The sequence below is a fragment of the Aminobacter sp. P4_D5 genome (assembly GCF_056401815.1).
This window is the reverse complement of record NZ_JBFUIP010001078.1, coordinates 1-587: the sequence shown is the minus strand read 5'-3', so window position 1 is coordinate 587 and position 587 is coordinate 1. Positions and strand designations below refer to the sequence as shown.

The following is a 587-nucleotide window of genomic DNA, read 5'->3' as shown; positions in this document are numbered from 1 at the left end:
GGCCTTCCTCGCCTGGTACGTCTTCGCCCCGCAATGCGCGGCAACGCTGGCCGTGATCCGGCGCGAGACCGGTGGCCAGCGGTGGATGTGGTTCACCTTCGGCTACATGCTTGTGCTGGCCTATGCGGCGGCCTTCGTGACGTTCCAGACGGCAAGCTTCCTGGGTGCTGTATAACCTGCTTCAGGCAGGCCGCACGCTCCATGGGTAGGGCATGCTGCCCTTAGCCAGGCCCGTGATGCTGCGCCGGTGCGCCGTGCGGATGAAGAACTGGCCGAGCGGAATGGTTGCCACGTCGTCCTGCGCCAGCCTGTTGATGTCGTTCGCCAGGCTTCGCTGCCGATCCGGATCCGTCGCATCGAACCAGGCCTGGACCAACTCCTCCATGCGCGAGCTGGTGTACCAGCCGAACCAGCCGGAATCGCCGGGCCCCTTCACCAGCGAGGACACGGCCGGGTTCAGGTAKGCCAGGGAAGAGCCATAGGTGTGGAAGATGCTCCAGCCACCCTGCTCCACCGGCTCCTTCCGGACCCGCCGCTGCACGACGGTGCCCCAATCCGTCTCCGCCAGCTCCACGTTCATGCCGATG

General features: G+C 66.0%; 1 pseudogene. It reads right to left on the bottom strand.

Going from position 1 to position 587, the window contains the following annotated elements:
* Positions 1-181: 181 nt before the first annotated feature.
* Positions 182-587: pseudogene (locus tag AC1DWF_RS36755) on the bottom strand (ABC transporter substrate-binding protein); the annotation flags it as partial.